Source organism: Cytobacillus firmus (genome assembly GCF_023612095.1).
Classification (GTDB): Bacteria; Bacillota; Bacilli; order Bacillales; family Cytobacillaceae; genus Cytobacillus.
Window position 1 is genome coordinate 2035658 of the sequence record NZ_CP086235.1, and the last position, 21828, is coordinate 2057485.

The following is a 21828-nucleotide window of genomic DNA, read 5'->3' on the forward strand; positions in this document are numbered from 1 at the left end:
CTGACACAAAACCGGGGTTTTCAGCTATTTGAGTCGGAAGTTGGCCCAGGTTCTGACACAGAACCGGGGTTTTCAACATTTTGAGTCAGAAGTTGGCCCGGGTTCTGACGCAAAACGGCAATTTTCTGTAATTTGAGTCAGAAGTTAGCTCGGGTTCTGACACAAAACCATGATTTCTTGCTTTCTTTGTCCGAAGTGTCCCGCGGAATCTTTGTCCGGATAACTGCCATGATGGAGTTTTAAGCAAAATCTATGAAATCAAAAACCCTGCCGCAATAAATAATGCAGCAGCAATTACAGCCCCGATGGCTGAAACCTTCAATTTATATCGCGCATAGTCCACGAGATCCATATCCAGGATCGAAGCAGTGGTAATGGTGGTATCGCCAAGTGGTGAGGTAAGCGCTCCGAATGCCCCGCTTGCGAACACGGCTCCAACGGTAAGTGGAATGGAGGCGCCGGTTGAAACCGCGAGGGTAATTCCGAGCGGCATGAACAATCCCCATGTTCCCCATGAGCTCCCAATAAAGTAGCCGACCACTGAACCGAGCACAAAGATGGCAGCTGGTGTCAGATAAGCTGGTAGAAAGCTTCCGAGTGAGCTCCCGATAAAATCTGAAAAACCAAGATCCTCCGCCGCCAGTGTCAGCGCCCAAATCAGAATGAGCAGGCTGATCGCCTCCATCATCTGATTGCCTCCATCGTAAAAATGATAAAGAATTTCGTTCATTTTCTCCCGCCTGATTATGTAGAAAATAAAGGTTAAGACAAGGGTGATAAAAACAGCCAGCAGCATCACAAATGTAGCGTCGGCCATGGAGAATGCCTCGAAAACCGTACTTGCACCCTGCGACATTCCATCCTGCCATAACAGGAACAGAGAAAAGGCAAGCAATAAAACGACAGGGAAAATCAAATGCCATGGCTGGGCTTTTACAAGCGATAGTTCCTTCTTAATTCCCATCCGGTGGAATTCATGCTCTTTTTCCTCCAGATCGGTATGGGCTTCAGCTTTTTGCTCTCCTGTCTTTTTCCGGCGCCAGAACGTCTGCACAATCCCAATCAGCAGCATAATGATCGCGTAAAAGTTAAACAGGATGCTCAATAAAAAAATCTCATATGCGGACATATTCAGATCCAGCCCGCTGATGCCGCCTTCAACAAGGGAGACCATGAAGCCCACAAAAGCTGTCGCAACCGGAAGCAGCACAATTACGGATTCAGTTGATATATCGAGAGTCATGCCGACTTTCTGTTTGGAGAGATTCATTTTTTTAATCAACGATTTGATAATGGGTCCGATCATCATAATCCGAAACATCGGCATCATGAAGGTGAACGGGAGAGTGATCCAAATGAACACAAGAAGACCGCGTTCTGAACGGATCCGTCTGCCGGCCCATTCGGAAAACCCCTTAATGCCGCCCGCAATATTCATCATCCCGACGAGCCCGCCGAAAAGATATAGAAATCCGACTATCTTGATATTCGTTTCATCGGAAAGCGTAGTCACAATATAAGTGACCGACTTCTCCGTCCCCGCCAGCAGGTCCGCGGACACCAGTATGGAGCCAACAAGGATACCCACCACCAATCCCGGCAGGATATTCTTCAGCCAGATGGACATGCCGATTACGATTATAAATGGTATGAGCGATAGCCAGGTGATGTTCAAGTTTGTGCCCTCCAATAAAAATGCCGTTACTTATTTAGTATGGCCAGGGAAGGGAGGTAAATTCCCTGACATCATACAATAATACTTCATTTCCTTTGGATTGCCTGCTATTAGAAGGTGCAACCTTTTTCGCTTTAACTCATTAATATGGGTGTTTGATTCAGTAACAATCCCCCATCCTGACACATATTTTGATGGAGAGAGTAAACGAAGGACTCACAATGCTGTTCTTCATTATGCCCCTTGATGCTGCTTGCACATCTTATTAATAAATTACGGAGGTATGAACATGAATGATTTCCAAAACGAATTGCAAATGTTGAATGTTGGTGATTTCCATGCGAACGAGGCGGTTCCTTGGGATCAACACCAGGTCTATAGTGATCAGTCGAGGTTATGCGCTGGTTTTGGTATTGGCCTGGGCTTTAGCTGCTTTTTCTTTAACTGCTTCAATTGCTTTAACTGCTTTAACTGTTTCAATTGTTTCCGTTGCTCTAACTGTTTTAGATGCGGAGGCCGCTGTGGCGGGCGCTGTGGAGGACGTTGCGGCGGACGCTAGCCTATTCGATGTGTTCAGTTTAGCCCCTGAGTATGCAGGGGCTTTTCATCTGAAGGTCTGACATATGAGACAAATCCCAATACATAGAATGAGAGAGAAAGTATGTTTCTTAATTAGGCATAGTTTACGGGTAAGGAGGCGCGAAATGAAAAAATTGATCCCTTCTGTGCGGCTGAAAATGAAAAGGGACACGTTTTTTATCCCTGATCCGGCCAAAGGTGTGTATTTTCGGAATAATGTAAGCTCCTTCCGCATGGAAGGCAGTATGATCGATCAGTGGGTTCAAAAGCTGATGCCGATGTTTAATGGTGAATATTCACTTGAGGAATTGACGGCCGGCTTGCCGGGCCCGCATAGGGATCGGGTGTTTGAAATTGCGGAAGTGCTGTACCGTAACGGCTTTGCGCGGGATGTTAGCGGGGATCATCCACACCAATTGGAAGAGCATGTCCTTAAAAAGTATTCCTCCCAGATCGAATTTTTGGAAAGCTTCGGTGATTCGGGTGCATACCGTTTCCAGGCATACCGGCAGGCAAAAGTGCTGGCAGCAGGATCTGGCCCTTTTTTCGTTTCGCTGGTTTCTGCGCTGATTGAGTCCGGATTGCCAAAGGTTCATATGGTCATTACAGACCCTGAATCGACTAACACAAAGAGGCTGAAGGAGATTGTCGCACATGCCCGGCAAACAGATCCCGAAGTTTCTGCAGAGGAGGTAACAAGAGAGAGTGAAGAGGATTGTTCCTGGGAGGAATTGATCCAGCCGTATGATTCAATTCTATATATATCGGAAGCAGGGAATGTAGAGGAACTGCAGGTTATACATGCAGCTTGCCGGAAAGAGAAGAAGATATTACTTCCTGCTATTATCTACAAACAGGCTGGTATGGCAGGTCCTCTCGTGCATCCGGAATCAGAAGGATGCTGGGAGACTGCCTGGCACCGCGTACATCAGTCCGCATTTTGCAAAGACAAGCAATTGCATACTTCCTCCGCCACGGCAGGAGCCATGCTCGCTAATTTGATCGTGTTTGAACTGTTTAAAGAGGTTACTGGATTGACCAGTGCTGAACAGAGAAATCACTTTTTCCTGCTTGATCTGGAGACGCTTGAAGGAAATTGGCATTCCTTCTTGCCACATTCGATGCTGTCAGGAAATACAGCTGTGGAATGGATTCAAGATGTAGATCAGAGAATAGGGCAAGATTCAGAAAGAAATAATTCTGACAGTTTGTTTCTTTTTTTCAGTCAATTGACTTCCAAGGAATCTGGGATTTTTCATATATGGGAGGAAGGGGATTTAAAGCAGCTTCCGCTGGCACAATGTGAAGTGCAGGCAGCAGATCCGCTGTCAAAGGGACCGGCCGAGCTTCTGCCAGCTTTAATTTGTACAGAATTGAGGCATGATGAAGCACGCAGGGAAGCAGGTTTGACCGGAATTGAATCGTATGTGTCGCGGATGGCTGAAAAGCTCGCCGCAGATCTGCTTGCACCTAGCGAATTTGTTGGTGTGGGAGCAGGAGAATCATTTGCAGAAGGGGTATTACGCGGGCTGGATAAATGTTTGGAAGAGAAGCTGCTGGCTAAAAGTCAAGCAGACCAGAGAACAGTTTCACCTTTGCATTTGAATGCAGTAGAAGATGAACGGTGCAGGTTTTATTTAGACGCGTTGACAACGATGAAGGGAGCACCAAAAATCTGCCAGGGTGAAGGAGTGTCCGGCTTCCCTGTGGTCTGGGTCGGCACGGACGATCGCTGGTTTGGCAGTGTTGGCATTAATAGAACATTGGCGCTGAGGAAAGCGCTGCAGCATGCGATTGCACAGTCGCAAAAGCAAAGGGGGAGACATAGAGCAACTGCAGTGGAGGCATCATCTGTGCTTGTGGAGGAAAAGGAGCCTCAGCGTCTGGTCATACCTACTTGTAATGAGAAGGAACAATCCCAGCTATTGCAGTCTGCCAGACAGGTTCTGGAAGAGAACAGCATGCAGCTCTTAGTGTGTGAATTTTCGTTCGAGCCATTTTTGAAAGAGAGTCTGGCAGGGGTGTTTGGGGTGTTCATACGGGAGGGGGAATCTCAGTGAGTGCTGTCGTGGTAGTTGTCGGAGAGGGGCTGCTGGCGGACAGCGTATGCAAAGAACTGCCTGTCGGATTTAAGGTAATCCATCATTTGAATTTCGATCCTGAACTGCCGGATGGAACGAATTTGTTTCTGGTGCTGCACGATACCTGGATGCCTTCAGTCCATAAAAAGGCGGAAGAGGTATCCCGATCATCAGGTATTCCCTGGCTGCGGGGCTTTGTATCATTTGGAGAAGGCGTGATCGGCCCAATCGTTCACCCGTCTGCACCGGGATGCTCTCAGTGTGCGGACACTCGGAAACTCCTGGCAGGGCGTGACCGGGAAGAGATGTGGAAGCTGCAGCAGAAATTCGAAGGGAACAGCGGATTAGAAAGTGACGCCTGGGCATCTCGCACGGGGCTTTTACAGATGACACACCTGCTTGTGTCCGAGGTACAAAGGGTCCTTGAGGGCAGCTTAACGGACTTGGAAAGACGAATGTATCTGGTCAGTCTGAAAACAATGAAAACCTCTCGCCACCTCATTCTGCCGGATTCATTGTGCCCCGTGTGCAGCTCTCTGCCTGAAGATTCACAGGAAGCTGCAAGAATTACCCTTAACCCAAGCTTGAAAGTTAGCTCAGACAGTTACCGCTGCCGCTCATTGGAGGATTTAGATCAAACGCTCATCAGCAATTATCTGGATCCGCGGACTGGTTTACTAAATGGGAAAATGTATGATTTCAAACCGCCTTTTGCAGATGTAGTTGTAAACCTGCCGTTGTTTGGAGGGGATGAAGGCGTGGCAGGCCGCACTCATTCCTATAAGGTGAGCGAGCTGACAGCCATTCTGGAGGGGCTTGAACGTTCCTGCGGCATATCGCCACGTGGAAAGAGGACAGCAGTCTATGACAGTTACCGCAACCTGGAAGACCGGGCTTTTAATCCTCTAAAAGCAGGTGTGCATGCAGATGAACAGTATGCACGGCAGAACTTTCCTTTTAATAAATTTAATCCTGATTTCCCGATGAATTGGGTATGGGGTTATTCGTTTTTGCAGGAGCGCCCGATTTTGGTTCCTGAGCTGCTTGCATATTACAGCTTGGGCTGCGGGAATGGGTTTGTCTATGAAACGTCCAACGGATGCGCACTGGGCGGCAGCCTGGAAGAAGCGATTTTCTACGGTATTTTAGAAGTAGTGGAGCGTGATTCATTCCTGATGGCCTGGTACGGCCAGCTTGCCCTTCCGCGTCTTGATCCCTCTTCCTCCAATGACGAGGAATTGCAGCTGATGATTGAGAGGGTGAGGACAGTGGCGGGATATGATCTCTATCTGTATAACGCGACAATGGAGCATGGGATACCAAGTGTCTGGGCGATGGCGAAGAACAGGAAGAAAAAAGGGCTGAATCTCATTTGTGCGGCCGGAGCTCATCCTGACCCGGTTCGGGCGGTAAAAAGCGCAGTCCATGAGTTAGCTGGAATGATGGGGACAATGGACGATGATTTTGAAGCGAACAAGACGAATTTACGGCAAATGCTTAAGGATTCTTCCCTTGTCAGGAAAATGGATGACCATGGGATGCTTTACGGTTTGCCGGAAGCGGAGGAGCGGCTGGCGTTTTTGCTGGATGAAAACCGTCCGCTGCGATCGTTTTCCGAAGAATTCAAGCGGGGAAGGAGACATGCAGACCTGACAGATGATCTGCAGGACCTTCTTCAGGCCTTGCACAGGCAAAAGCTTGATGTCATAGTGGTGGATCAGACGACACCGGAAATAAAGAGGAGCGGATTGCATTGTGTCAAGGTGCTGATTCCGGGGATGCTGCCCATGACATTTGGACACCACCTGACACGTGTAACAGGACTGGAAAGGGTGCTGGAGGTTCCAAAGAAACTCGGATATGCTAAAGAACCGCTTAAAGTTGAACAGCTTAATCCACATCCCCATCCATTTCCATAAGCCCTCACAGGGAGGTGAAAATGATGAATCCAGATACATTTCTGCACAATTTGCATTTTGATATCGATCAAATAACCCCGCCGGATTGGGAGGTGGATTGGGAAGATGCTCCGCTTGCCTATAAGCTTTACCGGGGCTTGCCAGTTTTCCCCTGTCCCTGGAGGTTCCCCTTTCTCTTGAAGAATGGGAGGAACCCGCAAAGCCTGACCTTAGGAGAATTGGGGATTTTCTTTGGTACACATTCGGCCTGAATCAATTTTCCCAGTCTGTCTCTCCAGTGGGTTCGGATGAGCAAGGGGATTTTATGCAGTCGTTTCGGCGGTCTGTGCCTTCTGGCGGAGCGCTGTATCCGAACGAACTATACATGTTTTTGAAAATAGATGATGTGCCGGAAGGGATCTACCATTATGATGTGCTGCGCCACCGCCTGGTGCTGCTGCGCAGGGGGAATTTCGATTCGTATATAGCCCGTGCTCTTGGCAGTCGGTGTGATGTGCCAACTTGTTTTGGGACTGTGTTCGTGACGACCATGTTCTGGAAAAATTATTATAAATACAACAACTTTGCTTATCGTCTGCAGGGCTTGGATGCAGGGGGAGTAATTGGACAGTTATTGGAGGTTACAAAGAGGTTTGGTTTTGCAGCTGGGGTTTACTTCCAATTTCTTGATCGTGCCCTCAACCATCTCCTTGGACTGTCTGAAGAGGAGGAGAGCGTTTATGCTGTGATCCCGCTGTCAGTTGAACCGACCAGCTGGGCTGAAAACAGAACCAGCAAGGACGGAATGGCCTCTGCCTCCGAATTGTGCGGGGAAATAACCCAGATTCAGACTAAAACCTTAGTCAGATCTAACAAAGTTAAAGAATTTCCGATGTTAACCAGCGTCAATAAAGCGTCCATGCAGGAATCCGCTGATTCGTTTCGTCAAATCATTCCTCAAGAGTCCCACTGTGAGGGCCGGCCTGTGACTCTTCCTCCTGTAAACAGGATATCGTATGATTTGGCGGCAGTCTGCCGGGAGCGCTTTTCACCGGAAATGGATTTCACTTTAGGAAAAGTCAGCCTGGAGCAGCTTGCTGCCATTCTTCATGAGGCGACTGAATCCTGCCTGTATCGAAACGATTTAGATATGGCACTTGAAAAGCGCGCGTCACGTGTAACTCTATATGTGTGTTTGAATAATGTCGATGGGATTCCGGATGGAGCTTATTATTACGACAGCGATGCCCATTCACTAAGGGAGATTAGTCTTGGCGACCATCGGCTTGTGCTTCAATCCGGAATGCCTGCAGGCAATGTGAATCTGTTTCAAGTCCCGCTCTGCTTTCATATAGCCGGGGATAGAGCTTACCATAAAACGGAGTTGAACTATAGAGGCTACCGCATTCAGCAAATGGAAGCGGGAATGCTTATGCAGCGATTACTTATAGCAGCAACAGCGCTTGGAATGGGCGGACATCCGCTGCTCGGGTTTGATGCAAAGATGAGTGATGAAATCTACGGAACCGAATCACTGGGAAAAACCAGCCTCATCCAAATCCCAATTGGCTTCTACCGGGCCCGTCCATGGCTGAAGGGGAATTTAATTAGCTAGATTAGAAGATGAATCTGGTTGAAGTTTAGGGATGGTTGGGCGCTTAGCGACCATAATAAGAGTGGAGAAGAATATCGTCGTTAATAGAGTTGATTAACTCCCAAAAGTCAGGTAGCAGAGAAGAGATGGTCGTTAAAGCTCCCGATTAACGACCATTTAGAGGAGTAGAGAAGAAGAATAGTACTTAATGAAGATGAATAACTCCCGAAAAACAGGAAACAGTGTTGAAATGGTCGTTGAAGCTCCTGATTAACGACCATTTCAAGGAGTGGAGAAGAAATATCGTCGTTAATGGAGATGATTAATTCCCGAAAGTCAGGAAGCAGTGAAGAAATAGTCGTTAAACTATGCAGCTTTCAAAAACAATCTATCTATAAAACTACCTTTTAAAAAGGCCCCAGCTGTTATTAAGCCGGCGCCTTTTTAATTCATTCCCCGAACTTCCCCCGATAATGAGCTAAAGCCATAAGAGGAAAGATATAACGATAGCTATGATAATGAATGTAAAAGCTTCCGGCCAGAGCTTGCCCTTTTGGATAGACAGTCGTCCAATCCTCTTTATCAATTGAGTTCAGCAAGTAGTGAATTCCTTTTTGAATCTGTTCAGTTGGCTGGTCTTCCGCTGCAATTAGAGCATCAACCGCCCACGCCGTGTCTGTAAGTGTGCTTGCATTCAAGGGAACATAAGATTTTTGGCTGTCGCTCAGGCAGGATTCTCCCCAGCCGCCATCCTCGTTTTGGATTTTCTTCAGCCAGTCACAAGCCTTCCTGACAGAAGGATGGGTTGAATGGCCTGCCGCAACAAGCCCTGTTACTGCCGCCCATGTCCCGTAAATATAGCAAATGCCCCATCTCCCATACCAGGTGCCATCCTGCTCCTGATTTTCCACCAGCCAGTTTACTGCGTTTTTAATCAAAGGGTCTGCAGATGGCAGATTCGTATAGTTCCCCAAAAACTCCAGCGTTCTCCCGGTCAGATCGGCTGAGGTGGGGTCTCCAAACATATATTCACCCTTTTCAAACGGAAGGAAGGCGAGCCATGGATTTTCGGTGTTTCTTTCAAAGGAAGGCCAGCCTCCATCATCATTTTGCATGGATAAAAGCCACTGAATGCCGCGATCCCAGGCATCCTGATATTCTGAACTGTCCTCGACACTTATGGCGATCGCCCTCAAAGAAGCGGTAGTATCATCGACATCCGGGTTGAGGGTGTTGACATCGGAAAATCCCCATCCGCCAGGCTTTCCATGGGGGTTATGGATCGCCCAGTCCCCCAGCTGATCATGCTGGCGCTTTAGCAAATAGGTGTTTGCTTTCCTTACTGCAGGGTCATTCGAAGAAACACCCGCTAATTGGAGTGCTGTGTTTATGAGAGATGTATTCCATACACTGGCGTTTGCGTATTGGATATGAGGGAGGCCGTCTATATCAGTCCGGAGCGATTTTAGCCCCTCAACTGCATTCTTTATTACGGGCTCTTCTTTGGAATAGCCAAGAGACAGGAGCGCAAAAATCATTAAAAAGGTTGAGCTGAAATAACTATAGAAGGTCCCATCCGGCTCAATCCGCTCAAGCATATATTCCATTGCCCGGTCCATTGCCAATGAGTGAAGCTGTTCAGGCAGCCCCAAAAGCTCTTCAACACCTTCTTTGATCAATGATAAAAATGATCGGTATTCGGGCTGGACCTCCCACTGGGCTCTTGTTGTTAGCAAGTCAGAAAGGTCAGGGCTGTTTTTCGTTTGGATGCTGAATTTTTTCTCGGAAAGAATCAGGATCGGGGCCAGATTCACACGCCCATACACCGAAAACTGATAAAAGTTGAAAGGGAAGGACAGGGGCAGAAGCATGATCTCGATGGGAATCGGAAAGGATTCCGGCCATGGGTATTGTCCCGTAGAGGCTAACATAATTTTGGTGAAAACATTTGCGCTCTCCATTCCGCCATGCTCCCGTATAAACTTCTTGGCAGCTTGCATTCTAGGGTCTTCCTTCTCGATATAGCCAGAATAAAGTAGTCCGTAATAGGCCTCCAGCGTGGCATTTGCATTTCCATCCGGTTCATCCCGGAAAAGCTTCCAGGTGCCATTCTCTTCCTGCAAGCTCAGGATTCTTGCAGCCAGTCCCTGGATTAATTTTTCATCATGTATCTCCAGTGTCCTTAATAAAATGATCATATAAGCGTCTGTAGAAATGCCGGTTTCAAAAGGATAATTCCATGAACCATCAGGGGACTGGTCTTTTCTTAATGCGGCAATGAGACGTTTCATGCCAGCAGCGGTTTTGGTCATGTCATGCACATTCCTCTCCGGTTAAATTGCTCCTATAGATACATATTCATATCACAGAGAGAGAATTCATGGAGGAGGGATGCTTATCTTTTTTCAAAAGAAACAACCAATGAACTGGTTAAAAGAAGAATTAAAGAAAAAAGTTCAAAAGCAGATAAACCTATCAGATGAAGATAAGAGGATTCTGAGCGAGGTAAAAAGTGAGACAAAGAAATGGAATCTAAATAATGTCACCCGGACAAAGGCCTACCTAGACTTCTACCGACAGCATCCCGAAATCCATTGGGCCTTTTTGGGGCATATGGTTTCCCGCAATGGTGGCTGGAATATGACCGATTTAAAAGGAGAGCTCCTGTCCAGATTACTATCAAATCGGGAAAAGCAATCCTTCTTTTCTTTTTTGGAAAGAGGGAACTGGCTCATTTTTCAGGATGCGTATCCTCAATTTTTGATTTACAGGGAAAGCCTGAAGCGAAACAAGCCCTTATTTTATCTTTTTCCGTTCCTTAATATCTCGGTTTTTATGGAAACAGTCTGGAATAGTTTTTGGAGGAAGCCTGATCCCTATCTGCTCACCATTGCCCTTATCATCAATGAACAAAGCTATTTAGAACAAAGGGTGATTCAAAATCCGCAATATAAGCTCGAGGTTTTTCAAAAGCTTGAATTTAAGCTGCAGGAGCTGCTGTCCTTGAATCACATCCTTTTCCCTTATCAAAAGAAGGGTGTTCTCCATCTGAAAGGCCAGACATTGAATCATTTTGAATCGCTGCACGAGCGGATTACATTAGGGAAAAGGCTGTACGATGTTCTATTTAAGGACAAAGAGGTCCTTGCCCTAACGGAACAATGGGCGAATGCACATCCCCATACCGGCTCAAGAAAGGATTATTGGCCGCATATTTTCAATGATGTCCATGAAGGGGTGCCAGGCGAGCAATATCAATTTCAGCTAAAGTCGTGCCAGCTCCGGCCGGGGGAAGGAGGATTTTTAGCCCAAGCCTTGAAATCGCCTGGAAAAATGCAAGCCAGCCTGAAGCAGAATTAGGAGATTGGTATAAAAGTGATCACGTATTGGAGTATTTTTTGGAGTCAGACGATATGATTAATGGAGAGATCAGGCATGCATACTGTCAAACACTTGAAAGGCTCGAGCTCGCAGCCCTTGCCAAAAAGGCCGTCTGGAATTAAAGCCTATATACCGGCCATGCTGCTGGCATCGCTGTTAGGAACATATTTAGATTTGTATTTTATCGGGAAGGGGATGTATGCTTTCCCAATACGCCCATTCTCAGACATCTTTACGATCAATATTTTATTCACCCTGGCCGTCCTTCCGATTTTAATGATTTCTTTATTAAAAATAATGGAAAGCTTAAGGGGCCGGTTCCGGTGGATGTTTGTATTGGCCATCAGTATAGCGATGGCAGCTGCAGAAAAAATGGCAGAGAGTATCGGAATATTTGTTCATGCCGAAAACTGGCATCATCTTTATACCTTCATTGGCTACTGCCTATTTATTGGATTGATCGCTGCCTTTCATGGATGGATGAATGGAAATCGCTGAAAAAAGCCTATTTCAATAGTGTAAAAGCTTCCGTTTTCTGAAAAAGTTTAGTTGAAGGAATTTAAACGATGACTGAAGAAGTTGTAATAGTACCTAAAGTATATTTTAAGGTTAATATATTTCTTATTGCGGAGGGGATTTAGTGCAAACACTTTTTAAATATTATAACTGGATGATATTAAAGTGGTGAATTCATGAATATTATAGAACAATTTGGTGATGTGCCAAAACTAGAAACGGAACATCTCGTCCTTAGAAAAATCACATTAGATGATGCAGAAGAAATGTACTTATATGCTTCGAATGAAGAAGTAACAAGATATGTAACTTGGGATACTCATTCTTCAATATCCGATACAATTGAATTTATAAATTCATTTTTACCTAAATATGATGCTCCATGGGGGATTGAGCTTAAAGAAAATGGAAAATTTATAGGAACAGTTCATTTTGTTTGGTGGCATCCAGAACACAATAGTGCTGAAATTGGATATGTCCTATCTAAGGAATACTGGGGCAAAGGGTTAATTACCGAAGCAGCAAGGGCAATTATCTCTTTTGGTTTCGAAAGTATGAACTTAGTTCGCATTCAGGCGAGATGCTTTTTAGAAAACAAAGGATCAGAGCGTGTTATGGAAAAGTTAGGTATGTCTTTTGAAGGGATAAATAGAAAAGTTTTGTATGTTAAAGGGGAACATAAAGATTTAAAGATGTATTCCATTTTAAAATTAATTGATAACCATTGCGTCTAATAGAGTTGTGAAGATCTGCACTTAAACTATCGTTTGCACAAGTTTAAGAAGGGACGGAATTCATACCAAAGAAAACTCGCCAGTTTTTGGGCGAGTTTTGCTTTTTTATAAGCCATTTGAGATGTCAAAAGGACTGTCATTTTGGTGAATGCTTTTAGAAAAGCACCTCAAAACGGAACCTCAAAATCTATGGAGATAGGCTTTTTTCTGGTGGGAAATTCATTTCCTGTTTTGCATTTATAAAACAAACATGTCCTTTTATTAAAGAAAGGTAACACTCTATTTACAAATCGGTAAAGCTCCAATTGTTCGACATTTTTTTAATAATCACTTGATATAATGACATTATTTTAGAAGGAAGGGAGATGAATTCAGGTCAGTCCTTAGCAGCGAGTATAAACCTATCTAAAAAAATAACAAAATCATTGGGGGAGGAATCATGACGGAGGTTTTGCTTTATGTCGGTACATATATTTCCCTTACATTTGCTCTTGGCTGGCTGATTACGGTCGCTTTTAATCTATTTTTAAAATGAAGACCTTTGTAAAAAAGCTATTAAAGTCCTTTTCCTCTGAATGCACTCAGGACGCTGCGGCTCGTGCTCATCTATAAGGAATCTTATTATCCAGGGAGGAATTAGATATGTGGATTTAAACACTATTTTTACAGGACCGGATCCAAATGTTTGAGTATGAGAACAGGGAAGAAGCAAGAATTGAGCTAAAGAAAGCAAAAGGATGCAAAATTCTATTTGAGATCATTCACTATAGGGATTTTGAAAATAAATAAAATTCTCTTGGACAGCCGGTATACTAATCTGGGAAAAGACCTTCTTCCATTGAAGGTCTTTTTTTTATTAGATAAACAGCTGCCTATTTTGATTAGAATTAAGAAAACAAAGATAAAATCCGTTTAAGAACTATTGACTAACATCAAACGTTAGTTTAATATGTTTGTTATAAAACAAACAAATTTTTATTTTGTTTAGAAAAATTAGGGTGTGTTTAACCGATGGAATTTTCAAATCAATTCTGGGACGCTTCTTTAGAGGAGCTAAAACAGGGTTACATGGAAGAAAAAGAGACATACACTTGCCTGTTATGCGGGGAAAAGACGGAAAAAGGGATTGTATACCCATATAAAGATCGATTTTACGAAGCGGAGCGGTATATACGCATTCATATTGAAACGGAGCATATATCGGTTTTTGACTATCTGCTTTCGATGGATAAGAAGCTTACAGGGCTTACGGATCATCAGAAAAGTCTTCTGCAGCTTTTTTATCAGGGGAAAAGCGATAAGGATATTCAGAAGAAGCTGGACATGGGGAGTACCTCGACCATTCGCCATCACCGTTTTGCCTTAAAAGAAAAGGAACGTCAGGCGAAGACTTTCCTTGCAATCATGGAATTGCTGAAGGAAAAGGATGAGCACGCACCAGCATTCCTGCCGGTCCATAAAACAGCCACGATGGTGGATGAACGCTACAACATTACAGAGGGGGAACAGGAGAAAATCCTAAAGAAATACTTTCCCGAGGGTGCCGATAAACCCCTTGCAAAGTTTCCGCCAAGAGAGAAGCAAAGGCTTATTGTGCTGCGGGAAATTGCCGGCAGACTGAAGGCCGAACACACATATGGCGAGAAAGAGTTAAATCAGGCACTAGAGGCCATTTATGAGGACTATGCGTTGATCAGAAGGTATTTGATCGATTATGGATTTTTAGACCGAAAGCCAGATGGCAGCGAGTATTGGCTTAAAAAATAGAAAAACGGGGGATTACCATGGAACGCAAACGAGAATTAAAGCAGCAGTTTAAAGAAACGCCCATTGAAGCTGGGGTTTATCAAATTAAAAATACAGTGAACAATAAAATCTTCATTGGAAGCACCAATAATTTAAAAAGCTTGAACGGGGTCAGATTCTCACTCGAAACAAACACCTACATGCCTAATCGGGAGCTGCAGGACGAATGGAATCAGTTTGGGAAAGAGGCTTTTGAAATTGACATTCTTGAAAAGCTGAAAAAGAAGGATGATCCGTATTTCAACGAGAAGGAAGCGCTGGAGAAGCTTGAGGAAAAGTGGCTGGAGGAGCTGCAGCCGTTTGGGAAAAAGGGTATAACACGAAAAAATGACGTGTGGGGTTCCCACACGTCATTTCTTTAGGCTTGTTTAGCCAGCAAGGATTCCTTCAGCCAATTCTTCCCCTCAACAATCCGGCTGACCATCATGGCCGATACCGTGTTGCCGGCTGAATTCAGGAGGGTAGCCGGTGCATCAATGATCGTAGAGATAACTGCGATGATCGGCAGCACTTCTGGCGGGAATCCGAACACGCTCAAGATGAGCATTTCGCCAATCATTCCGCCGCCAGGGATTGCGCCCATTACAGCTCCGACCAGGAACGAAACAGCCAGGATAGTAAGAATGCTGGTCATACTCGACATGTCTTTCCCAAATAAGCTGAACAGGAACACAATCTTAAACACTCCGCCAAGAACAGAGCCATCTTTATGCGTGTTAGCCCCAAGCGGGATCATGGTTTCAGCAATATCCTGCGGAACACCCATTTTTCTGACAGCAGCAAGGTTAATCGGAATACAGGCTGCACTCGAGCATGTGGCAATCGCACTGACAGAAGGAGTGATTGCATTTTTCCAGAACACCTTGACGCCATTTTTTCCGCCAGCCGCAAAGGCATACAGCGTAAAGAAACCAAAGAAGTAAATAAGAGTTAAAACAAGATAAAGAACAAACACACGTACATATCCGCCGAGAATCTGCGGGCCAAGCTCACCAATGATTGTAGCGAAGTAACAGCCAAGACCAATTGGCGCATAGTACATCACAAATCCAACGATCTTCATCATGATGGCTGATCCGGATGAAAGAAGGTTGGCAATCGGCTTGCCTTTTTCACCGGACATCGCTGTCGCCAGTCCGAATAAAATCGAGAACACAATCAGCTGAAGCATGTTATTCTTCGAGAAAAGCATTTGGAAATCAGGAACCGTGAAGGCCTGAACCAGCTGCCCAAGGAACGTGACTTCTTCTGTCTCAGGATCGATGGACGCATCTGTCATGATGCTCTTAATGGCAGAGACGTCTGTATTTTTCAGGGGATCCACAATGGAAATCCCGATGAATCCCAGAATCGCGGAAATGACAGCCGTAATAAAAAACACGGTGAAAATCCCGGCCATGATCTTCCCAAGCCTTTTCATTCCGCCCATATTCGCAAGGCTCGATGCGATGCTGAAAAAGACAAGCGGCACAATGATCATAAACAATAAATTTAAAAATAAATCCCCAAACGGCTTCACAACCGCAGTCTTCGGGCCAAAAACCACTCCCGCAACTCCACCGATTAGGATGGAGAGGAGCAGGAAGATGGTTAGTTTGTAATTTGCAAAAACCTTTTTCATGATGTCTCAACCTTTCTGTGTAATTCAACACTCTATTATATAATTAAATCGTATCTTAAAAGAAGGCTGATGGAAAAATTCTTTATATTCTGTCTGATTCGCCTTTATTGGCCAAGCACCATTTGAAAAACGCTTCTCTATTCGAATAGTCTATTTAAGTCTATGATGGTGCCGCACTGCCTACTGTTTCGGAAAGTAGAGACTGGAGGCTTTTTGTTTGGAAAGATTTTAGTATTCTGGGGGAGCTTGATGGAATGTAAATTACTTTTTTGAGGGAAACTGATTCAACCTTTTTTGGTACTAATTAGGGGAAAATAGAACATACGTACCAATTATGGTATAATATAGAATAGCTACAAGGCAGGGTATGGGAGCGGTGGCTACCCCCGAGGTCAGAAAGGGGGTGCTGTCGTGTACGTAACGAATGATGATCTAAGTATTATGATTGCTTTCGCTACTCTAGTCGTCACAATTATTGTCGCAGCACAATCGGGCAAAAATAAAAACGACTAGCCCACCCTGATTTGGCCGTCGGGTCGTGGAACTAGTCATTTCATATCGCGACCTCAGCCACCGCAAACTTATACTGCGGAGTAGCTAAGATGAAGACTTGGGTGTGACAGCACCTGAGTCTTTATTTTATGTTGTGTTCTTATTTTAATAATATACTAATAAATTCTATTCATCAAGTGTTCTGACTATTCAAGCTCTCCCGCTTCCCATGCCTCCTGCTTCATAATTGCCCTCATTAATGAAAATTGATATTTGTATTTTATAAAACATTTGTTCGTATTTTTCAAAAATTTAGTTAGAAATGTTACGAAATTTTCACAATTCATTCGACAATATTCGCGCGAAACTGGCCGCTGATTTCTTTATAGTGAAAAGTGTTACGTTTTGAAAGATTGGGGTGTAAAGATGAGAACTTTAAAGATAAAAGACTTAACCCTGGACGCGCTGGAAGAACTGGAACATGACCTTCATGAAAACGGGGAAAAAAGCAATTACAGCTATTACATGCAATTGGTGATCATTTATGAAACGATGTACAAAAGGCTTACAAATCTTGCTAGAAATAATGGCCCCTATTATGATTACGCACTAAAGGAAACAAAAAAACTGCTGGTATCGTATCTTATTAAATATGGAACCTACTTAAAAATGAATCACTTCAGGGACGACAGTGATGAAGTAGAGTCACTGCTCAAGGCGATTAGACTAGAACAAAAGCTGCCGATTGCCTATTACCGTCTTGGCTGCCTCGCTTATAAACATGGCAAATACGGTTCAGCTGTCCGCTATTTCCAGCAGTCCCTGAGTAAGCAGCTCTTAGGTGACCCAAGCTACAGCCTCAATCAGCAGCAGGAACTCCATGCCCACATATATTTGGCCAACTGCGGGCTGCATGTTGCGGGCGAGTCCTTTGAATCGATGGAAAAACTCCCATCTCCGGATCAGCTGCCGAGCGCAGAGCTGTCCCCATTACTTGAAGCATCATCAGCCAATGAAACCTACTTACATAACCATGCCTTCTACAAAATAACCAAAAATAAAACGGAGACATGTTCAAAGGATGTTTGCGAACATCTATTTGAAAACAGTGAAGAAGGTGAGATGGTTCTGTACTTTAACGACCGGGAAAATATTCTATTATTTAATGGTCAGGATGCCATCATCACGCCAACCGATGCGAATATGATCAGACATTTCATGCTGTGCTCCAGCAGGGAAAATCCAAGTACGAGAATCACAATGCGCGATTTTTTCGGAAGAACGGGGCGTGATGGGGAGGTAAAAAAGAGCACCTTCACCAAATCCATAGAAAGACTCAGGGCAAAATTACGGGATATGCCTGAGATGATTGATGTAACCGAAGACAGGGGAGAGACTGCCTATTATTATAATGGAGCCCATCCATTTACCATCCTCTTCAGGGTCGATGATGCTTTTGCGAATCTGTATGTGAACTGAAAATGAACGAATGAGGAGCCAAATCAGCGGTTTTTATAACCAGTCAATTAGGCTCCTTTGCATTACAGCCCCTTTTTCATTATAAAAGGGTCTGCTTCGTATTATTTAGTAAATCTTCTATTGCGAGATCCAGGGTGGAATGATTCTCAGCGTCCAGCCAGTTTTCTGGAATGATGAGATAAGAGCAGCTGCCGCTGTGTAAATAACGGTAAATAATATGGGCTGCATCGATTTCATGTCTGGTAATCTCACCGGGTGGATTTTCATCTTTATTAAAATAAGCTAAAATGTTCTCTTTTATTTTTTTACTAATATTACCGTTTGCTCCATAGCTCTGGCTGAACAGAATCTCCGTCCTTTTCATAAGGTACAGTTTAATCGATGAATCCGTTAATCTTTCGATTGCAGCGATACTATGGTTTTCTTCGGTGAATTCGATGACTTTTTCTTTTTTTAACAGGGAGCTTACTGCCTGTATATGATCCCGATAGGTGGAGGCCGCTTCAAAATCAAAGATTTCAGAGGCGTCCAGCATCATTTGAGTCATGTCCTCTAAGATACTCATGTCCGTGCCTTTCAGAAAACCGATAAACCTGTCCAGGATGTCATTGTACTGCTGTTCGGCAGGACCGCCAATACACCGGCCAAGGCAGGAGCCTAAGGAATAATTCAGGCAGGCGGAGTTCGATCCATTGGGATTGCTGCAATTTAGCTTAAAGCATTCCTTTAACCCCCGGATAGCTTCTTCCACTCTTCTTCGGCTTGTAAAAGGGCCAAAATAAACTTTGCTGTCATTTTCACTGGGATCAAAGGCAATATCAATCTTACGGTGATGGCCGGTAAGGCCGATTGAGATATATATGAATGTCTGCGGACTCTTCATCATCCGATTATAGAGCGGCTTAATGCTTTTTATTAATTGGCATTCAAGCATAAAAGCCTCGAATTCGGTATCTGTCAGGATATAGTCAAGATCTCTTAAGTGTTTGACCAGCTTTTTAATCTTTGGTGAATGGTTCGTAGAGTTCCGGAAATAAGACTGAACCCGATTCTTAAGATTCTTCGCCTTCCCCACATACAGAACTTGGCCCTGCGAATCCTTCATCAGATAGACGCCTGGAGTTAAGGGCAGGTTTTTCACCTTTTCTGGGAGATTAATAGCTATTCATTCCTTTACTAGAATATATATTTAGTATTTTATCATGGGAGGGGATTCTGCAGCTATTTCCCTGATTTGGGTATTGTATGGACCACTTGTGTCTATTTATTAGGCAGGTTGTGATAGAGGTTTTCTTGCTGTTAAAAATACAAGAAGAAGTATTTGGGCTTGAAGAGATTAAACAGGGTCTGTATCAACAGAAGCAATGTAACTATGGTAATAAATAGGCTAGCGGTGAGTTGCTGTGTTTAATCGGATGATAGGCAATAAATCCGTCATTTTAATAGAAATGTGCCTTTTCTCTCCTTTTTAAAATAATCCTTTCTTTTTTTATATCCCAGGAATTAGTCCATAAGTATAATTATTTGAAAATTACAAAAAATTTATTGATTTTGTAAAATTCTAAAAATAAAATGTAGTAAAGCTACATAGATTTGTAATGCTGAAGAAGTTTTACTACATAAAAAGGAAGGAGAGGGCGATGCAAAAAGGATTGGATCGTATTCGGCAGGGGATTGGGATATTGAATCCCTCGGAGAAAAAAGTGGCAGAGTTTATCTTGAAAAATCCGCAGAAAATTTTGGACATGCCGATTGCGACGTTATCGAAAAAGACAAATACAAGCGAAGCTACGATAATTCGAATGTGTCGTTCGCTGCATTTTAAAGGATTTCGTGAGTTAAAGATCAGTATTTCTGCTTATATTAGCCAGGAGGATCAGAAAGGCAATAAATACCAGGATATATCAGAAGGTGCGTCTCTTACAGAAATCATTAAGTCCATTTCTAATAATAATATGTATTCGATTAATAGTACGCTTGCTATTTTAAATCCTAAATCAATAGAAGAGGCGATTACCATATTAGATAGAGCCAAGCGAATAATCGTCATTGGCGTTGGGGCGTCTGGGATTGTAGCGTGTGACTTTGAGCAAAAATTAAAACGAATCAATAAATGGTGTGAAGCAGTAACGGATAGCCATTACATGCTAACAACTTCGGTCCACCTTCAGGAAGACGATGTAGTGTTAGCCGTTTCCTATTCGGGAGAGACAAAAGAAATCATTGATGCCCTTAAAATTGCTTGTGCCAATGGAGCAGCTGTTATCTCGTTAACAGGCTATTCGACGAACACGGTGCAAAAAATGGCAGATATTAATTTGTTTGTATCTATAAGTGAACAGAGTATTCGAAGCGGAGCCACAGCTTCCAGAATTGCGCAGTTAAATGTGATTGATATCTTGTTTACAGGGCTGGCGTCCCTCAATTACGAACAGTCTGTAGATTATTTAGAAAAAACCAGGAAAGTGATTCAAGACAGATTTACGGGCTCCAGAAGCAAGTTTTTACCCAATGTATGAGGTCTAATAACATTCACATGCATTGGTTGAATAATAAACTAAAGGGGTGTCAAAGCATGAATGGAAAAGCAATGATGAAAGGGAAAAGAATGCTGATCATGGCTCTTATTCTAGTAATGGGGATGCTGTCAGCATGTACCTCTGATTCTTCATCAGGAGACGGCAAAGAAGAAGGAAAGAAAAAATCAGGCGGTGCGGATGGTGAAATCGCTGGAGAATTAGAAATCCAATACTTTGTTGGCGGATATGGTGACGGATGGTGGAAATCAGTAATTGAAGGATTCAAAGAAAAATATCCGAATGTTGAAATTGTTGAACATGCTGGGCCAGATATCAATACAGAGATGAAAACACGCTGGATTTCCAATAATCCGCCGGATGTTGTCTATATTGATGGAAATGGTTCAAGTGAAACACAAATGATTAGTGATGGACAGCTCATGGACCTGAGTGATTGGGCAAAGGCTCTTAAACTAGAAGATGGAAGTCCACTGCTCGAAAGCTTTATATCACCCGCTGAAGAATTAGATGGCGGAGCGATTTACACATTGCCGCTTGTGTTTGATACGTGGGGAGTCTGGTATGACAATGCGTGGTTCCAAGAGAAAGGATGGGAGGCGCCAAAAGATTTTGATAGCTGGCTGGCTTCCATGAAACAAATCAAGAAAGACACTGGCATTGCTCCATTCATAACAACGGGTCAATATCCGCAGTACTTCCAGCGTGGCGTGTTAAATCCTGCCTTTGCAGCTGCTGGCGGGGAAGAGCTATTAAATGATTTATCTGATGGAGTTGTGGAAGCTTGGGAAAGTGAAGAAGTGATGGAAGTCATGAAAAAAGTCGAAGCAATGGTCGATGCAGGGATGGTGGATAAAGGTTTTGCCGCCCGCAGTCATACACAGACGCAAATGAATTTTATTATGCATGAAAATGCTTATATTCCTGTAGGATTCTGGCTGCCAACCGAGATGAAAGCTGATACACCGGAGGACTTCGAATATGGCTTTATGCCAACTCCTATGAATGATGATGGAGATGCAATGGCACTGGTACCAGACATTCGTCCTGTGGCGATTGCCAAAGAAGCTGAAAATCCAGAAGCAGCCAAAGCGTTCGTAGAATACCTCTTTACCGAAGAAAATGCACAAAAATTTGCAGAATCAACTGGTGCAATTATGAACTTAAAAAATGTAGATCTTTCCAAAAATGAACAGGTGCCTGAATTCTTAAAAGGAATCAATGACATGATCAATAACCCAGGTTCGATTGAAATTTATAACAGAAATACACCTGAAGGCAAAGACCAAAAAATTTCGATTGAGATGACGGATGAATTGCATGTTCAAATCGTTGAGCTATTAATGGGCCGAATTGATGCTGAAAAGTTTGTCCAAACCATGCGGGATAAAGCAAAAGAATTGCGAAATTAATCGCAAAAGCCTGGTGCTGCAGA

General features: G+C 43.8%; 15 protein-coding genes and 2 pseudogenes. 13 read left to right on the forward strand and 4 right to left on the reverse strand.

From position 1 onward, the window contains the following. Positions 1 to 250 precede the first annotated feature (250 nt). The gene (locus tag LLY41_RS10385; RefSeq protein ID WP_304587878.1) at positions 251 to 1675 is read right to left on the reverse strand and encodes a Na+/H+ antiporter NhaC family protein; all 1425 of its coding nucleotides are present in this window, start codon (positions 1673 to 1675) and stop codon (positions 251 to 253) included. A 316-nt stretch (positions 1676 to 1991) separates the two neighbouring features. Between LLY41_RS10385 and LLY41_RS10390 the strand changes: the two genes are divergently transcribed. From LLY41_RS10390 to LLY41_RS10405, 4 genes and pseudogenes are all read left to right on the forward strand, one after another. Next, on the forward strand, positions 1992 to 2234 hold the full coding sequence (locus tag LLY41_RS10390; protein ID WP_304588024.1) for a heterocycloanthracin/sonorensin family bacteriocin: 243 nt from the start codon (positions 1992 to 1994) through the stop codon (positions 2232 to 2234). A gap of 145 nt (positions 2235 to 2379) precedes the next feature. Then, entirely contained in the window at positions 2380 to 4314 is a 1935-nt protein-coding gene (locus tag LLY41_RS10395; protein ID WP_304587879.1) for a putative thiazole-containing bacteriocin maturation protein, read from the forward strand. Further along, positions 4311 to 6254, forward strand: coding sequence for a TOMM precursor leader peptide-binding protein (locus tag LLY41_RS10400; protein WP_304587881.1), 1944 nt, complete (start codon positions 4311 to 4313; stop codon positions 6252 to 6254). Before LLY41_RS10395 ends, LLY41_RS10400 begins: the two co-directional genes overlap by 4 nt. Before the next feature lie 23 nt (positions 6255 to 6277). Further along, a pseudogene (locus LLY41_RS10405) lies at positions 6278 to 7848 on the forward strand (SagB family peptide dehydrogenase). Positions 7849 to 8276: 428 nt separating this feature from the next. Here LLY41_RS10405 and shc read toward each other — a convergent pair. Then, a complete protein-coding gene (gene shc / locus LLY41_RS10410) occupies positions 8277 to 10139 on the reverse strand; it encodes a squalene--hopene cyclase (RefSeq protein ID WP_304587883.1) in 1863 nt (620 codons plus the stop codon). Between the two features lie 79 nt (positions 10140 to 10218). Here shc and LLY41_RS10415 point away from each other — a divergent pair. The 5 genes and pseudogenes from LLY41_RS10415 to LLY41_RS10435 all read left to right on the forward strand — a co-directional run bounded on the left by LLY41_RS10415 (position 10219) and on the right by LLY41_RS10435 (position 14626). Next, positions 10219 to 11330: pseudogene (locus LLY41_RS10415) on the forward strand (DUF2515 family protein). After that, a complete protein-coding gene (locus LLY41_RS10420) occupies positions 11263 to 11706 on the forward strand; it encodes a CBO0543 family protein (protein ID WP_304587885.1) in 444 nt (147 codons plus the stop codon). Before LLY41_RS10415 ends, LLY41_RS10420 begins: the two are co-directional and overlap by 68 nt. Positions 11707 to 11900: 194 nt before the next feature. Then, entirely contained in the window at positions 11901 to 12458 is a 558-nt protein-coding gene (locus LLY41_RS10425; RefSeq protein ID WP_304587887.1) for a GNAT family N-acetyltransferase, read from the forward strand. Between the two features lie 1011 nt (positions 12459 to 13469). Next, positions 13470 to 14225: a DUF2087 domain-containing protein gene (locus tag LLY41_RS10430; RefSeq protein ID WP_095245190.1), complete on the forward strand. Its 756-nt coding sequence runs from the start codon at positions 13470 to 13472 to the stop codon at positions 14223 to 14225. Between the two features lie 17 nt (positions 14226 to 14242). After that, positions 14243 to 14626, forward strand: a complete 384-nt coding sequence (locus tag LLY41_RS10435; protein ID WP_304587890.1) for a GIY-YIG nuclease family protein — start codon at positions 14243 to 14245, stop codon at positions 14624 to 14626. Here the strand turns inward: LLY41_RS10435 and LLY41_RS10440 are convergent. Next, positions 14623 to 15885 (reverse strand): dicarboxylate/amino acid:cation symporter, encoded by a 1263-nt coding sequence (locus LLY41_RS10440; RefSeq protein WP_095245188.1) that lies wholly within the window; start codon positions 15883 to 15885, stop codon positions 14623 to 14625. The two genes, LLY41_RS10435 and LLY41_RS10440, sit on opposite strands and share 4 nt — an antisense overlap. Positions 15886 to 16296: 411 nt before the next feature. On the opposite strand from LLY41_RS10440, the gene LLY41_RS10445 reads away from it, so the two are divergent. After that, on the forward strand, positions 16297 to 16398 hold the full coding sequence (locus LLY41_RS10445; protein ID WP_286137398.1) for a putative holin-like toxin: 102 nt from the start codon (positions 16297 to 16299) through the stop codon (positions 16396 to 16398). Positions 16399 to 16803: 405 nt separating this feature from the next. Then, positions 16804 to 17856 (forward strand): tetratricopeptide repeat protein, encoded by a 1053-nt coding sequence (locus LLY41_RS10450; protein ID WP_286137397.1) that lies wholly within the window; start codon positions 16804 to 16806, stop codon positions 17854 to 17856. A gap of 79 nt (positions 17857 to 17935) precedes the next feature. Here the strand turns inward: LLY41_RS10450 and LLY41_RS10455 are convergent, their stop codons facing one another. Further along, positions 17936 to 18961, reverse strand: coding sequence for a GIY-YIG nuclease family protein (locus tag LLY41_RS10455; protein WP_286137395.1), 1026 nt, complete (start codon positions 18959 to 18961; stop codon positions 17936 to 17938). Between the two features lie 535 nt (positions 18962 to 19496). Between LLY41_RS10455 and LLY41_RS10460 the strand changes: the two genes are divergently transcribed. Further along, positions 19497 to 20375 carry a MurR/RpiR family transcriptional regulator gene (locus LLY41_RS10460; protein WP_179289059.1) on the forward strand — a complete coding sequence of 293 codons (879 nt, stop codon included), beginning with the start codon at positions 19497 to 19499 and terminating at the stop codon, positions 20373 to 20375. Positions 20376 to 20431: 56 nt separating this feature from the next. Continuing rightward, positions 20432 to 21805, forward strand: a complete 1374-nt coding sequence (locus tag LLY41_RS10465) for an extracellular solute-binding protein (protein WP_304587895.1) — start codon at positions 20432 to 20434, stop codon at positions 21803 to 21805. Positions 21806 to 21828: the final 23 nt, after the last annotated feature.

What these genes read in the sequence shown, in the direction of transcription:
- LLY41_RS10430 (WP_095245190.1), top strand. Translation starts at nt 13,470, where the DNA reads ATGGAATTTTCAAATCAATTCTGGGACGCTTCTTTAGAGGAGCTAAAA.
- LLY41_RS10420 (WP_304587885.1), top strand. Translation starts at nt 11,263, where the DNA reads ATGCATACTGTCAAACACTTGAAAGGCTCGAGCTCGCAGCCCTTGCCA.
- LLY41_RS10435 (WP_304587890.1), top strand. Translation starts at nt 14,243, where the DNA reads ATGGAACGCAAACGAGAATTAAAGCAGCAGTTTAAAGAAACGCCCATT.
- LLY41_RS10390 (WP_304588024.1), top strand. Translation starts at nt 1,992, where the DNA reads ATGTTGAATGTTGGTGATTTCCATGCGAACGAGGCGGTTCCTTGGGAT.
- LLY41_RS10455 (WP_286137395.1), bottom strand. Translation starts at nt 18,961, where the DNA reads ATGAAGGATTCGCAGGGCCAAGTTCTGTATGTGGGGAAGGCGAAGAAT.
- LLY41_RS10425 (WP_304587887.1), top strand. Translation starts at nt 11,901, where the DNA reads ATGAATATTATAGAACAATTTGGTGATGTGCCAAAACTAGAAACGGAA.
- LLY41_RS10460 (WP_179289059.1), top strand. Translation starts at nt 19,497, where the DNA reads ATGCAAAAAGGATTGGATCGTATTCGGCAGGGGATTGGGATATTGAAT.
- LLY41_RS10440 (WP_095245188.1), bottom strand. Translation starts at nt 15,885, where the DNA reads ATGAAAAAGGTTTTTGCAAATTACAAACTAACCATCTTCCTGCTCCTC.
- shc (WP_304587883.1), bottom strand. Translation starts at nt 10,139, where the DNA reads ATGACCAAAACCGCTGCTGGCATGAAACGTCTCATTGCCGCATTAAGA.
- LLY41_RS10465 (WP_304587895.1), top strand. Translation starts at nt 20,432, where the DNA reads ATGAATGGAAAAGCAATGATGAAAGGGAAAAGAATGCTGATCATGGCT.
- LLY41_RS10395 (WP_304587879.1), top strand. Translation starts at nt 2,380, where the DNA reads ATGAAAAAATTGATCCCTTCTGTGCGGCTGAAAATGAAAAGGGACACG.
- LLY41_RS10450 (WP_286137397.1), top strand. Translation starts at nt 16,804, where the DNA reads ATGAGAACTTTAAAGATAAAAGACTTAACCCTGGACGCGCTGGAAGAA.